General features: G+C 66.0%; 15 protein-coding genes. 10 read left to right on the top strand and 5 right to left on the bottom strand.

The window, feature by feature from the left end; translation table 11 throughout:
* The first annotated feature begins 35 nt into the window (after positions 1–35).
* From ACFQRC_RS07550 to ACFQRC_RS07525, 6 genes are all read left to right on the top strand, one after another.
* A complete protein-coding gene (locus ACFQRC_RS07550; protein WP_379959602.1) occupies positions 36–1,097 on the top strand; it encodes a GNAT family N-acetyltransferase in 1,062 nt (353 codons plus the stop codon).
* A 269-nt stretch (positions 1,098–1,366) separates the two neighbouring features.
* The gene (locus tag ACFQRC_RS07545; protein WP_379959599.1) at positions 1,367–1,696 is read left to right on the top strand and encodes a hypothetical protein; all 330 of its coding nucleotides are present in this window, start codon (positions 1,367–1,369) and stop codon (positions 1,694–1,696) included.
* A gap of 206 nt (positions 1,697–1,902) precedes the next feature.
* Positions 1,903–2,157 (top strand): hypothetical protein, encoded by a 255-nt coding sequence (locus ACFQRC_RS07540; RefSeq protein WP_379959597.1) that lies wholly within the window; start codon positions 1,903–1,905, stop codon positions 2,155–2,157.
* Complete coding sequence (locus tag ACFQRC_RS07535; RefSeq protein WP_379959595.1) at positions 2,154–2,369, top strand: hypothetical protein; 216 nt, start codon at positions 2,154–2,156, stop codon at positions 2,367–2,369. The genes ACFQRC_RS07540 and ACFQRC_RS07535 overlap by 4 nt, the downstream gene beginning before the upstream one ends.
* A gap of 129 nt (positions 2,370–2,498) precedes the next feature.
* Positions 2,499–3,089, top strand: coding sequence for a hypothetical protein (locus tag ACFQRC_RS07530; RefSeq protein ID WP_379959592.1), 591 nt, complete (start codon positions 2,499–2,501; stop codon positions 3,087–3,089).
* A gap of 117 nt (positions 3,090–3,206) precedes the next feature.
* Complete coding sequence (locus ACFQRC_RS07525) at positions 3,207–3,875, top strand: hypothetical protein (RefSeq protein ID WP_379959590.1); 669 nt, start codon at positions 3,207–3,209, stop codon at positions 3,873–3,875.
* Positions 3,876–3,937: 62 nt separating this feature from the next.
* Here the strand turns inward: ACFQRC_RS07525 and ACFQRC_RS07520 are convergent, their stop codons facing one another.
* Positions 3,938–4,366, bottom strand: coding sequence for an OsmC family protein (locus ACFQRC_RS07520; protein ID WP_379959587.1), 429 nt, complete (start codon positions 4,364–4,366; stop codon positions 3,938–3,940).
* A gap of 108 nt (positions 4,367–4,474) precedes the next feature.
* Between ACFQRC_RS07520 and ACFQRC_RS07515 the strand changes: the two genes are divergently transcribed.
* Entirely contained in the window at positions 4,475–5,440 is a 966-nt protein-coding gene (locus ACFQRC_RS07515) for a methyltransferase (protein ID WP_379959584.1), read from the top strand.
* A gap of 10 nt (positions 5,441–5,450) precedes the next feature.
* Here the strand turns inward: ACFQRC_RS07515 and uvrB are convergent, their stop codons facing one another.
* The 3 genes from uvrB to ACFQRC_RS07500 all read right to left on the bottom strand — a co-directional run bounded on the left by uvrB (position 5,451) and on the right by ACFQRC_RS07500 (position 8,646).
* Positions 5,451–7,655, bottom strand: a complete 2,205-nt coding sequence (uvrB, locus tag ACFQRC_RS07510) for an excinuclease ABC subunit UvrB (RefSeq protein WP_379959581.1) — start codon at positions 7,653–7,655, stop codon at positions 5,451–5,453.
* 90 nt (positions 7,656–7,745) lie between these two features.
* Positions 7,746–8,171, bottom strand: a complete 426-nt coding sequence (locus ACFQRC_RS07505) for a hypothetical protein (protein WP_379959579.1) — start codon at positions 8,169–8,171, stop codon at positions 7,746–7,748.
* A gap of 1 nt (position 8,172) precedes the next feature.
* Positions 8,173–8,646, bottom strand: a complete 474-nt coding sequence (locus tag ACFQRC_RS07500) for a DNA/RNA non-specific endonuclease (protein ID WP_379959577.1) — start codon at positions 8,644–8,646, stop codon at positions 8,173–8,175.
* A 619-nt stretch (positions 8,647–9,265) separates the two neighbouring features.
* Here ACFQRC_RS07500 and ACFQRC_RS07495 point away from each other — a divergent pair.
* The 3 genes from ACFQRC_RS07495 to ACFQRC_RS07485 all read left to right on the top strand — a co-directional run bounded on the left by ACFQRC_RS07495 (position 9,266) and on the right by ACFQRC_RS07485 (position 11,619).
* A complete protein-coding gene (locus ACFQRC_RS07495) occupies positions 9,266–10,606 on the top strand; it encodes an amidohydrolase (protein WP_379959575.1) in 1,341 nt (446 codons plus the stop codon).
* A 24-nt stretch (positions 10,607–10,630) separates the two neighbouring features.
* Positions 10,631–11,161, top strand: coding sequence for a DUF3617 domain-containing protein (locus ACFQRC_RS07490; protein WP_379959572.1), 531 nt, complete (start codon positions 10,631–10,633; stop codon positions 11,159–11,161).
* A 65-nt stretch (positions 11,162–11,226) separates the two neighbouring features.
* A complete protein-coding gene (locus tag ACFQRC_RS07485) occupies positions 11,227–11,619 on the top strand; it encodes a VOC family protein (RefSeq protein WP_379959569.1) in 393 nt (130 codons plus the stop codon).
* Positions 11,620–11,628: 9 nt separating this feature from the next.
* On the opposite strand, the gene ACFQRC_RS07480 is transcribed toward ACFQRC_RS07485, so the two are convergent.
* On the bottom strand, positions 11,629–12,729 hold the full coding sequence (locus ACFQRC_RS07480; protein WP_379959566.1) for an MBL fold metallo-hydrolase: 1,101 nt from the start codon (positions 12,727–12,729) through the stop codon (positions 11,629–11,631).
* Position 12,730: the final 1 nt, after the last annotated feature.

The following is a 12,730-nucleotide window of genomic DNA, read 5'->3' as shown; positions in this document are numbered from 1 at the left end:
ACGGCGATGACGAACAAGCGGGAGGCGGGAAAGGCATGCGGGAGACGTCCCTGACGGCAGCTCGCGTCGCCATCGACGTCACGCTGACGCCCGGTCTTGCCGCGGACATCGATGCCGCCGCCGAGGCCGCCGATCCGCGCCACCACTTCCTGCGCCGCGCCTGGTTCGCCGCCGCGGGGGGAAGCGGCGTCACCACCCTTGTCGCCCGCCGGCCCGACGGCCGGACCCTGGCCGCGCTGCCGACCCGATGCGTCGGCCCGGCCGCGCTCGGCTTGAGATCCGTGCCCGGCTGCTACTGGCCCTTCCGCAGCTTTCCAATCGCCGCCGACGCCGAGGATGCGGAGATCGCCGCGCTGCTTTCCCACCCGATCGCGCGGCGCGCGCTCGGCCGCGCCTGGCGCCTGGGGCCGATCAACGCCGACGACCCCACCGGCCTTCGCCTCGCCCACATCGCCCGCGCGAGCGGCTGGTCGCTGCTCGAGCGGCGCATCGCGACGAGCTACGGGCTCGACATCGCCGCGCTCCGCGCCGACGGAGCATGGCCGCGCACATCGACCTTGCAGAAGAACCGATGGTACGAACGCCGGCTGGGCCGGAGCGGAGAGCTGCAATGGCGGTTCGTCAGCGGCGGGGACTGGACGCCCGCCATATTCGACCAGCTCGCAGCGATCGAAGCGAAGAGCTGGGTCGCCAAGCGGGGCGGAGACGCCAAATTCCTGTCGTCGCACCGCCGCATCTGGGAGGCGGCGTTGGCCGATCCGGCGCTGGCGTCGATGCTCAACGTCAATATCCTCAGCATCGGCGGAGCCCCCGTGGCCTTCGAATTCGGCATCGAGACCGGTGCGACGGCCTTCGCCATCGCCAACAGCTATGACGAAGCCTTCGCCCAGCACAGCCCCGGCCGGGTGCTGGTCTATCGCAGCTTCGCGGCCGCGATGGAGCGGGGTGTCGAACGGATCGACTGGGGCGCGGGCGACAGCGGATACAAATCGACCATGGGCGCCAGGCCGGGACCCGACATCGTCGACTGGCTGTTCGTGCGCGGCCCCACGCTCGCCCGGTTTATACGCCCGTTCTGGACCCGCTCCGGTCGCTAGCGGAACGCCCGTCGCCGCCTGCCGTTCTCCATCGGAGCAGGAGACGATCATTGCGGCACATCCTTCTATTCGCCGGCGCAGCATTGCTCTGGGGTTGTTCTGAGCAGCCCGCGTCCGCGCCGGTCGGGGCGGCGCCAGAAGACATTCCTCAGACATCTAACCTTCCCGCGCCCCGCCCGGAAAGGCCGACCGTTCCCCCGCCGACAGCCGCGCTCCCCGCCCCAGCTTGGGTAAGCGTCGCGAGTGGGGAAGGGGCGGCGCTCCGCCTGATGTCGGCCGATGGCAGCCTGGTGCTCAGCATCGTCTGCCTTGCAGGGCCGACGCGGCTGGCCGTCAACGTACCCGGTTTCGAGCCGGTGATGAGCGAGGACCGGTTCGCGTTCGGCCTGGGAGAGGAACCGGTCACTCTCGTCGCCAATCCTTATGAGCAGGACGCGCGGCCTGGCGTTACCGGTGAAGGGCCGGTCCCGGACAATTTCGAAGCGTTGCTGAACGCGGCCGGCGACGTGCGGGCGCTCTACGGATCGCAGCAGACCGGACCTCACGCCCCGCCTCCGCCCGAACTGCGGCGGCTCCTCGCCGAGGGGTGCGGCGCGTGATCGGGAACGCCGCGTCGTGGCGTTCGTTCTGGAACCATGGATAGTAGAGCCGAGAACCACCAGGGCCGCGCCCGCGGACTCTATGACGAGCAGCTCCAGCGACAGCGGCAGGAAAAGCTGCTGTTCCAGGATTGTCGACCGTCTCCCACCGATCCGTCGCGCGCGGTCGTTCCGACGGCGCCAGCAGACACCGGCCGATAGCCTCCATGAGCGACAAACCCCATCGCGAAACGGCCATTCCCGCCGCTTCCGCCAGCGAAAGAGGCCGGCGTGCTTCCTTCGATCCCCGATCGGGCGCCGTTCATGGCAGCGGATCGGGCGCGGGCGGGGGCGGAAATCCGGATGAGGATTATGACAGCGACCCGATGGCCGGCGCCGGAGCCGAGCCGTCCGGTGGTCCCCGCCCGATCGACAAGGCCGCCCGCGAGCCGGAGGAAAAGCATCAGGGAGACGCGGCGTGACCGGCGGCGGCGGCGGCCATCCTCTTCCCGCCAGCGACGAGGCGAGGCATCGCGAGATTCCCGAGGGGCAGGAGCGCGACAAGGGCGTCGGCGACGACGATCGGGCGCCGGTTCAGCCGGCGCCGGAGGCGGTCGCCCCCGATGGCGAACCCTATCGCTACGATGATCTCGGACGCGGCCCGCGGACTTCGCGCCGCGCGGCGCATTCTTAGAACCTTCCGGCGCGGGCGTGACGGCCAAGGGCGCCGTTTTCCGCTATTTTGCAGTGTCATGCACCGTCCCGCTGCCGGAACGGGCCGCGACGCCTGACGTTGTTTCATTCTCTTGCTGAGGAGGATGAAATGACGAATCGGAACGAACGGCCGGGCGGCCAGGGCGAACGGCAGGGCATGCGCGGAAGCGATCTCCAGCAATCGCAGCAGGGCGGCGACGCGAGCCAGCAAAGCGGCGACTTCCATCGAGGTCAGGAACAGGCCGCGCAGGGCAGCGGCGGCCAGCAGATTGGCAGTGGCGCGTCTGAAAGCGACATGGACCAGGGCGGCGGCAGCAGCGGCTCCGGCGGGTATGGCGATATGCAGAACCAGCAGAATCATCAGGGCCAGCAACAGCAGGACCAGTCACGCCCGGGCCAGGATCGCGGCGCTGCCTTTGACGAACAGCAAGGCGGCGGCCGCGACGCAGCAAGCGTCAGCGGCGGCTGGGACCAGCAGCAGCGCGGTGCTCAACCCGAGCGCCAGATGGGCAGCACCGGCGGCGGTGGATCGGATCCGACGCAAGGCGGCCGCTACAGCGACAAAAGCGAATGGGACCAGCAGCAGGGCCGGCGCGGTGACGAGCGCCAGCAGGGCGATGGCGACGTGGAATTCGAGCAGGACCAAAAGTCGCACCAGGACCGGGGCCAAGGCGACATCGAGTTCAAAAGCGAGCGCTAAAGATTGAAATCTGCCGAAAGTTCGGGGCCGTCCGACAAGGGCGGCCCCTTCTTTTGGAACTGTTCGCCGCCCCGCTCGTCTGTTACGCATCAGTTATAAAAGAGGCTGGAGACGGCAATGGCAAAGGCGAAGTCATCGACGGGTAAATCGGGCGACAAGGGCGGCTCGAAAAAGAATGGTCCGACAAAGAATGGCCGGAAGGAAGCCGGTTCCGCCAAGTTCAACGAAGCGCTCCGCGAGGCGGGGCAGAAAGCGGCCGAGCTGGCCCAGAATCCGGTGGCCCGCAGCATGCTCGCGGCCGGGCTGGTGACGGCGGCGGCGGCGCTGACCTCCAGCCGCAAGGTGCGCGAAACCGTCAAGGAAGCGGGACGCGACGCCGCGGACAGCGCCGAGGCCGCGGCCGACGGCGCCAGCAAGATCGGCGCGGCCATCGTCACCGCCGCGACCGAAGCGGTGCGGCGCTTCATGGCCTCGACCGGAGGCGGCGACACGGCGGGCGGCGGCGGGGGCGCGAAATCCGCCTCCACGAAGAGCGGAGCGGACGCTGCCAAGGCCAAGGCGCCGAAGGCCAAGAGCGGCGGCGCTCGGAAAACGGCCGGCACCAAATCCTCAACCGCGAAAAGTAGCGCCTCGAAAACCGCGTCGGCGAACAAACCTAAGGCCAAGTCGAGCGGCGGTGCGAGCAAGACGACCGCCAGGAGCGCGACGGCCAAAAAGGGGAGCGCCGCGAAGGCCGGATCGGCGAAGAGCGGCGGCGCCAAAGGCAGCGGGGCTTCCGGGAGCTAGCGCGGCCGCGCTGGCCTGCGGTGTTCGAGCGCGAGCGCCGGCGGTCCGGGAAGCCAGAGATGTCAGCTGTTGAGCCGGTGCTCCAGCGTGATCTCGGCGTTGAGGAGCTTCGAGATCGGGCAGTTGGCCTTGGCGCCTTCGGCGATTGTGGCGAAGCGTTCGGCGGCGATACCGGGGAGCGTGGCCTCGAGGTTGAGGTCCGACCGGCTGACCTTGAAGCCGTCACCGTCCTTTTCGAGCTTCACCCGGGCCGTGGTCTCCAGCGTGCCGTCGGAGAAGCCCTCCTTGGCCAGCGCGAACGACAGCGCCATGGTGAAGCAGGCGGCGTGAGCGGCGGCGATCAATTCTTCGGGATTGGTGCCGGGCTCGTCCTCGAAGCGGGTGTTGAAGCCATAAGGCTGCTCGGCGAGGACCCCGGATTGGGTGGAGACATGGCCTTGGCCGTCCTTGCCGAGACCTTCATAGCGTGCGGATGCGGTGCGGGTGATCATGAGCCCCTCCTTGTGGTTGACGGGACAGAGAACGGATCGGCGGCGCGTTGGTGCCATCCGCCCGCGACCGCGTTAAGCAGAGGATGAGACGGCAGAGGAGAACCGCCCGTGCAGCTATCGGACGAGAGCGAGCCGGCCCTTCTCCGCCTTCTCGCCTGGCTCGACCGCCAAGGCTATGATTTCGTCACGCCGACGCCCGCCACACATGCGCGGGTGACGGCGCGGGCGGACAAGGCGGAGGCGCGGAGCCTGCGCGACATTTTCGGCTGGAGCTTGCCCTTCGCGCCTGAGCTACTTCCGTCGACCCCGACAGAGGCCCTGGAGCAGGCCGGGCTGTTGCGACGAGCGGGGAAGTTGCTGAGGAGCGGCGTTCGCGCGTCCAGGCTCGGCGGCAGGCTTTTCCTCCATTCGGCTTATCCCACCGAGCAGAAGGATGCCATATTCTTTGGTCCGGACAGCTTTCGCTTCGTGGACTTCATAAGGTCCGAGTTGCCGCGCGCGGGGCGCGTCCGGCGGCTCGTCGATATCGGCGCGGGCTCGGGCGTCGGCGCGATCATGGCTGCGCCGCTGCTCCCGGGCGCCCGGCTGACCTTGGTCGATCTCAACGCTGCGGCGCTGCGGCTGGCGGTGGTGAACGCGCGGCACGCCGGGGTCGCGGTCGAAGCCATCGAAGGCAAAAGCGTGGACGACGTGTCCGGCCTCGTCGACCTTGTCATAGCCAATCCGCCCTACGTCATGGACGGGGAGGGCCGTTCCTATCGCGACGGCGGGGACATGCACGGCGCCCGCCTCTCGCTCGACTGGACCCTCGCCGCCGCGCGACGGTTGGAGCCGGGCGGACGGATGCTGCTCTACACCGGCGTCGCCATCGTCGATGGTCGCGATGCATTATGCGAGGCGCTGGAGCGGGCGCTGCCGGACCTTGGCTGCGGCCTTCGCTATCGGGAGATCGATCCCGACATCTTCGGCGAGGAGCTGGAGAAGCCGCCTTACGCCGATGTCGAGCGCATCGCCGCGGTGGGGGCCGTGGTCGAGAAGGCGCGGGTCGCCCCCCGACGGGCCCGGCCGCTATAGGGGAAAGGCCCTAACGGCTCCCCCCAGCCCGCTTGCCCATGCGCATCTGCTTCTGCTTGCCATATCGGGTTTTGCGGGTTCCCGGCTTGCCTTCGTTGGAGCGGCCCATGAGCGGCGCCTTCTTTTCATGGTCGGGGAGGCCAAGCTCGTCCGCTTCGAGGCGGCGGATTTCGTCGCGGAGCCGGCCGGCTTCCTCGAATTCCAAGTCGCCGGCGGCCTTGCGCATCCGCTGCTCGAGGTCGTTGATATAGGCTCTGAGGTTGTGGCCGACCAAATGCGGCCGGTCGTCGTCGCCGGTGTCGACGATGACGCTGTCGCGTTGCGAGACATCCGCCAGCACGTCGGCGATGTTGCGCTTGATCGTGGTCGGCGTGATGCCGTGCGCTTCGTTATATTCCCGCTGCTTTTCCCGCCGCCGGTCGGTCTCGCGAAGCGCGCGTTCCATCGATCCGGTGACCCGGTCGGCGTAGAGGATTACCCGGCCTTCGACGTTGCGGGCGGCGCGGCCGATGGTCTGGATGAGCGAGGTTTCGGAGCGGAGGAAGCCTTCCTTGTCGGCGTCAAGGATGGCGACGAGACCACATTCGGGGATGTCGAGCCCTTCGCGCAGCAGGTTGATGCCAACGAGCACGTCGTAGACGCCGAGCCGGAGGTCGCGAATCAGCTCGATCCGCTCCAGCGTCTCCACATCGCTGTGCATGTAGCGGACGCGGAGGCCGGCCTCGTGGAGGAATTCCGTGAGATCCTCGGCCATCCGCTTGGTGAGCGTGGTAACGAGGGTGCGATAGCCCTTTTGCGCCGTCGCCTTGGCTTCGAAGATGAGGTCGTCGACCTGGTCTTCCACCGGCTTGATGGTGACCGGCGGATCGATGAGCCCGGTCGGGCGGATCACCTGCTCTGAGAAGACGCCGCCGGTCTGCTCCATCTCCCAGCCGCCCGGCGTCGCCGACACCGCCACCGATTGCGGGCGCATCGCGTCCCATTCGTTGAATCTCAGCGGCCGATTGTCGATGCAGCTCGGCAGCCGGAAGCCATATTCGGCGAGCGTGATCTTGCGGCGATGGTCGCCCCGCGCCATCGCGCCGATCTGCGGCACGGTCTGATGACTCTCATCGATGAACAGAAGCGCGTTTTCGGGAATATATTCGAACAAAGTCGGCGGCGGCTCGCCCGGCAGGCGGCCGGTGAGGAAGCGGCTGTAATTCTCGATGCCGGCGCAAGAACCGGTGGCGGCGATCATCTCCAGGTCGAAATTGGTGCGCTGCTCGAGCCTTTGCGCTTCGAGCAATTTGCCCTCGGCGACCAGCTCCTTCAGCCGCTCGGCGAGTTCGTGCCGGATTCCCTCCATCGCCTGCTTCAAGGTCGGCCCGGGCGTCACATAATGGGAGTTGGCATAGACTTTCACATGTTCGAGCGACGCCACCTTCTTACCGGTCAGCGGATCGAACTCGACGATCTCCTCCACTTCGTCGCCGAAGAAATTGATCCGCCAAGCGGTGTCCTCATAATGGGATGGGAATATCTCCAGATTGTCGCCGCGCACCCGGAAATTGCCGCGCGCGAAGCCCTGGTCGTTGCGCTTATACTGGAGCGCGACCAGCTTGCGGATGATCTCGCGCTGATCGACGCTCTCGCCCTTCTTGAGGCTGAAGACCATCGCCGAATAGGTCTCGACCGAGCCGATGCCGTAGATGCACGACACCGAGGCGACGATGATGACGTCGTCGCGCTCGAGCAAGGACCGGGTGGCGCTGTGCCGCATCCGGTCGATCGCCTCGTTCACCGAGCTTTCCTTCTCGATGTAGGTGTCGGAGCGTGGGACGTAGGCCTCGGGCTGGTAATAATCGTAATAGCTGACGAAATATTCGACGGCGTTGTCGGGGAAGAAGCTCTTGAACTCGCCATAGAGCTGGGCGGCTAGGATCTTGTTGGGCGCGAGCACGAGCGCCGGGCGCTGCAATTCCTCGATCACCTTGGCCATGGTGAAGGTCTTGCCCGATCCGGTGACGCCGAGCAGCACCTGGTCCTTCTCGCCGGCGCGCATCTGCTCGACGATCTCGGCGATCGCGGTCGGCTGGTCGCCCGCCGGCGAATAGTCCGACACGATCCGAAACGCCTTCCCACCCTCCGCCTTTTCGGGGCGCTGGGGACGGTGCGGGACGAACGCTTTCCCGGTGTCCGGCTCTTCGAGGCCGGTGCGAATGGCGATGGGCATAAGCTGAATATGGCGATTGTGGTCCGGTCGGCAATGGCCGAGGGAGGAACAAAGAAGCAGCGAAGCTCGCAGCCCGGTGCGCGCGCGCCTTTACTCGCTCTTCAGTTCCTGAAAATGCTCCGGCATGGGGGGGTAAATCACCGGCTTGTCGCCATAACGCTTCTTGAGCGCAGCCTCGCGGCGATCCGATGAATAGTCGTTCGGATCGAGTTCTTCCGGATACCTGAATTGGACGTCGAATTTGGTGCCTTGAACCTCATATTCCATGACGGCCCAACGCTTTGCCTCATCCGAATTTTCGGCTTCCCAAGCATCACGAATGAGATCGAAAAGGTTGTCGGTGGGGTCGAAGTAGCGGACGGCCTCCCCTTCGTCCTTGAAGACCGCCGCATATACAGCGCCGCCGTCCGGCTCGGCATAGATGTAAAGCCCGTCGGGATCGCCGCCGACGATCTCTGCCCCCTCGCCGCCGATCGCGCTTATTATCGGACCGATCTTGTCGAGCCTGTCCTTCATTTCACTTGCCTTTGCTTTCGTTTGGAAATTTCTTCCGCTCTCGCTTGCCGTCGATAATCCAAGCAACGGTAAGGCTGGCCGGGCGGCTCGATGTCCCCTCATAATGGGCAATGATGTCGACAAAGACTCGACGCCCTGCCTTAAGCTCCTTCGCCCATCTGTCCTCGAGAGCGCGATAGGCGCCGCGATTGAAGCTGGCGTCCTGGGCGAAATGGTTGAAGGTGTCGCGCGGGCCGTAGAAACGGGCAGCAATAAAGTGACCGCCATCGTCAGTGGAACGCCGATCCGCGCCGCCCGCTTCGGACTGTGACCGTTTTGACCGCTGCGGCTCGGGATTGAGTGTGACCTCTCCATTGGCCCGCCTCGTCCTGTTGATCACGTCGATATGAAACGCGTAGCCGTTCTTCCGAACGTTCCGCCAGTTCGAATTGAGCTGCTCCTCGATGCTCGGCACTTGGGCGACGTCGGGCGGCATGCGCCCTCCGTGCGTTTCCACATAGAATGCGAGATTAAGGAGGTCCGTCCGCGTCCGGCGTCCGGCGTCGAGATACGCCTGGTTGGGAACCATCAGGCGCTGGCCTACGCGCAGACTGTCGACGTCCCGAATGTTGTTGAATCACCCAAGATCCGACACGCGCAACCCTTTGCGCAGCGCGGCGATCCGGCTGAGAGTGTCACCCCGCTTCACGACGTAGATGGAGTGATTGCGCGGATTCCTGGGATTAAGTCGTTGATAATCGTTCCAACGGCCAGAGGCGCCGCCGCCACCGAACTGTCCACCTCCCGGAAAATATCTCCCGGTCCCGGCAAAGGTGGACCGACCGTTGTCCGGGCCATGCCAAGGATTGAACTTTACCTCGATATCTTTGACGCGTCTTCCGGTTCGCAAATATATCTCGAAGGCGGAGACGCCCAATCGGTCTCGCCGCACATTGGATTCACCAAAAACTGGGATCGCAGATCGCACGCCGCACTTGTAGCACGGGCGTGAGAACAAATAAAGAACATTCTCACACCCATCGGCACCATCGCTACGGGATAGCCAGCGGCGCGGCCAGGCGCTACCAATCCTCCAAACTGAGGGGGATTGATCGATGCGCCTGAAGCCGCTGTTCCTTGCCACTGCCCTGCTCGCCGCTCCGGCGCTGGCCGCGCCCGATTTCGCGCCGGCGGTGAAGGCCGATTACGACAAGCATCTCGAAGCCTTGTTCCTCGATTTCCACAAGAATCCGGAGCTCAGCTACGTCGAGACCCGCACCGCCAGGATCATGGCCAAGGAGCTGCGCGCGGCCGGCGCGACGGTCACCGAAGGTGTCGGAGGCACCGGAGTCGTTGGCATCATGAAGAATGGCGAGGGGCCGACCGTGCTGGTCCGCGCCGATATGGACGGCTTGCCCGTCAAGGAGGATAGCGGCCTTCCTTATTCGTCCACCGCGCGGCAGGTCGACATAGACGGCAAGGAGATGCCGGTGATGCACGCCTGTGGGCATGACGTGCACATCACCTCTTTGGTCGGCACCGCCCGACGGCTCGCCGCAATGAAGGACCGCTGGCGGGGCACGATCCTGTTCATCGTCCAGCCGGCCGAGGAACGGATCGGCGGCGCGCGCAAGATGCTCGAGGACGGACTCTACACCCGCTTTCCCAAGCCCGATTACGCGCTCGCCTTCCACGTCTCGGCGGGGACGCCGACGGGCAAGCTCATCATGGAGCCGGGGCTCAATTATTCCTCGTCCGACAGCGTCGACATCGTCGTCCACGGCGTCGGCGCGCACGGCGCCAGCCCGCATATGGGCAAGGACCCGATCGTCATGGGCGCCGAGATCGTCATGGCGCTCCAGACCCTGGTCAGCCGCGAGATCGCGCCGCTGAAGCCCGGCGTCGTCACCGTCGGCTCGTTCCATTCGGGCCTGAAGCACAACATCATTTCCGACCGCGCCGAGATGCAGCTCACCGTCCGCTCCGATGACGAGGAGACGCGGCAGAAATTGCTCGAAGGCATCAAGCGGATCGCGACCAATGTCGGCCGGATGAACGGCCTTCCCGAGGACAAATTGCCGGAAGTGAAGGTCTCGTTCGAATCCACGCCGGCGACCATGAACGACCCTGAGCTCACCGCCCGCATGCGCCAAGTCTTCCAGGCTCATTTCGGCGAGGACGTGCTCCATTTCGAGCCGCGCGAGGGCATGGGCGCCGAGGATTTCGCTTATTTCGTCCAGCCCGAACATAAAGTTCCCGGCGCCTATTTCGCGGTCGGCGGCACGCCCCAGGCCGATATCGATGCCGAAGATGCCGGCGGCCCGCCTGTGCCGTCCCACCATTCGCCTTTCTTCAAGGTCGCGGCCGAGCCTTCGGTTCGCCTCGGCACCGAGGCGATGACGGTCGCCGTCCTCGACCTGCTCAAGCCCGGCGCCTCCGCCGCGGCCGGCCAGTAAACCCTTTCCCAAGGAGACGCTCCGATGAAAAATCGCTTGCTCTGCACCGCCGCCTTGCTGCTCCTCGCCGGCTGCGACTGGATGGTGCAGAAGCCCCAGAATCAGGACATGACCGCCGAGGAAGTGGCGGGCGAGCTCTCGACCATGAAGATCGAGCCGGGCGAGTGGGAGGCTACCAACGAGATCGTCTCGGCCAGCGCCCCGGGGGTCCCCGACGACGCGCTCGGCCAGATGATCGGCCAGAAGACCACGGTGCGCAACTGCATCACGCCCGAGCAGGCGGCCAAGCCCAACGCCAACTTCCTGGCCGTGCAGGAGAATAGCAACTGCACGTACCAGGATTGGGCGATGGACAATGGCCGTATGACCGGCACCATGACCTGCACCGGCGGCCAGATGCCGGGGTCCATCGAGATGAAGATGGACGGCACTTACGGCCCGGAAAGCTACGACATGATGATGGACATGGAGACGAGCGGACTGCCCGGCGGCATGACCATGACCATCAAGGCCCGCACCACCGGCAAGCGCGTCGGCGACTGCGTGGGCGTGTGACGCTTCGGCGAGCGGCCGCTCGAACCGGCCGCTCGCGCCGCTTGCAAATTGAAAAGGGGGGAAGAATGATCGGATATGCGACCGTCGGCACCAACGACATCGATCGCGCGCGTGGCTTTTACGACACGCTGTTCGGCTCGATCGGCGCCAAGCGGATCATGGAGTTTCCGCAGAACGGCTTCACCATGTACGGCACCAGGCTGGATCGTCCGGCCATGGCGGTGACCAGGCCCTACGACCAGCAGCCCGCGACCGTCGGCAACGGCAATATGGTCGCCATCGCGGTGGATGAGCGGACCAAGGTCGATGCCTTCCACGCCAAGGCGCTGGAGCTGGGCGGCAGCGACGAGGGCGCGCCGGGCTTGCGCGGGCCGGAAGGCGACAGCGCCTTTTACGGCGCCTATTTCCGCGACCTCGACGGCAACAAATTCTGTGTCTTCCGGGTCGGGCCGGCCTAAGCGGCGCGGTCAGCGAGGCCGCGCGAGCGGCGGCACCTCGACGCTCCGGCCCGCCTCGACGGCGGCGAAGCGTCCGGGCGCTATGGCGCCCGCCCGCCTGAGCGCCGCCAGGCGACGCACCGGCTCGTCGATCGGTTCGAAGGTAAGCTGGAACGTGCCCCAGTGGACGCCGATCGCCATGGCCGGGTCCAGCGCTTCGAAGATACGCACCGCCTCGCTCGGGTCGATATGATTGGCGGCCATGAAATCGCGCGGCTCATAGGCGCCGATCGGGATGATGGCGAGGCGGACAGGCCCTCTCGCGGCGGCTTTCCTTATCCAGGCCCCATCACCATAACCGGTGTCGCCGGCGAAGAAGAGATTGCCGCCGGGCAGGCGCACGGTGAAGGCGGACCATAAAGCCCGGTTTCGATCGGTGCCCCGGCGCGAACTCCAGTGGCGGTTACGTTCGACCGCGACGATCGCTTTTCCAGCCTTCACCGAGCCATCCCAGTCGAGCGCGATCGAGGCGATGCCGGCATCGCCCAGGATCGTGTCGTTGCCGAGGCTGGTGACGATCAGCGGCCGGTCGCGCTCCCAAAGCCGCTTCAGGCTCGGCAGGTCCATATGATCGTAGTGATTGTGGCTGACGAGGACGAGGTCGATCGGGGGCAGGTCAGCGAAGGCCACGCCCGGCCTGCGCACGCGCCGAGGGCCCAGGAACGACAAAGGCGAAGCGCGATCCGACCAGATCGGATCGGTGAGGATGTTGAGCCCCTGGGTCTGCACGAGCATGGTTGAATGGCCGATCCAGGTGGCCCGCATTGTCTCGCCGTGGACCCTGGTGGGCGGTCGGCCCTGGCGCACCGGCACCTGCTCCGGCCATGGCGCGCGGTCTCCGGTGAAGAAGCGACTGAGGAAGCCCATTCGTCCGCCCGCATGGGCGGCCGCTTCCTTTCCTCCGGCATCGGGGTTGAAGAAACGCTCGCCGTCGAAATGGCCGCTGGCGGGGCCGCGATAATAGATGCGGTCGAGGAACGGCGGCGCCAGGGTCGGCGCGAAGCAGAGCGCCACCACGGCGAACAGCAATAGGGTGCCGAGCCGCCTCAGCCAGACCCGGGCGCCTGGCACC

Origin of the sequence: Enterovirga sp. GCM10030262 (assembly GCF_042666435.1) — a bacterium.
Classification (GTDB): Bacteria; Pseudomonadota; Alphaproteobacteria; order Sphingomonadales; family Sphingomonadaceae; genus Allosphingosinicella.
This window is presented reverse-complemented; position numbering and strand designations above follow the sequence as displayed.

Bases quoted from the DNA above. Each gene is read 5' to 3' on its own strand.
- ACFQRC_RS07545 (WP_379959599.1), top strand. From the start codon at position 1,367: ATGTCGGCCGATGGCAGCCTGGTGCTCAGCATCGTCTGCCTTGCAGGG.
- ACFQRC_RS07550 (WP_379959602.1), top strand. From the start codon at position 36: ATGCGGGAGACGTCCCTGACGGCAGCTCGCGTCGCCATCGACGTCACG.
- ACFQRC_RS07540 (WP_379959597.1), top strand. From the start codon at position 1,903: ATGAGCGACAAACCCCATCGCGAAACGGCCATTCCCGCCGCTTCCGCC.
- ACFQRC_RS07505 (WP_379959579.1), bottom strand. From the start codon at position 8,171: ATGAAGGACAGGCTCGACAAGATCGGTCCGATAATAAGCGCGATCGGC.
- ACFQRC_RS07530 (WP_379959592.1), top strand. From the start codon at position 2,499: ATGACGAATCGGAACGAACGGCCGGGCGGCCAGGGCGAACGGCAGGGC.
- uvrB (WP_379959581.1), bottom strand. From the start codon at position 7,655: ATGCCCATCGCCATTCGCACCGGCCTCGAAGAGCCGGACACCGGGAAA.
- ACFQRC_RS07500 (WP_379959577.1), bottom strand. From the start codon at position 8,646: ATGCCGCCCGACGTCGCCCAAGTGCCGAGCATCGAGGAGCAGCTCAAT.
- ACFQRC_RS07495 (WP_379959575.1), top strand. From the start codon at position 9,266: ATGCGCCTGAAGCCGCTGTTCCTTGCCACTGCCCTGCTCGCCGCTCCG.
- ACFQRC_RS07520 (WP_379959587.1), bottom strand. From the start codon at position 4,366: ATGATCACCCGCACCGCATCCGCACGCTATGAAGGTCTCGGCAAGGAC.
- ACFQRC_RS07485 (WP_379959569.1), top strand. From the start codon at position 11,227: ATGATCGGATATGCGACCGTCGGCACCAACGACATCGATCGCGCGCGT.
- ACFQRC_RS07525 (WP_379959590.1), top strand. From the start codon at position 3,207: ATGGCAAAGGCGAAGTCATCGACGGGTAAATCGGGCGACAAGGGCGGC.
- ACFQRC_RS07490 (WP_379959572.1), top strand. From the start codon at position 10,631: ATGAAAAATCGCTTGCTCTGCACCGCCGCCTTGCTGCTCCTCGCCGGC.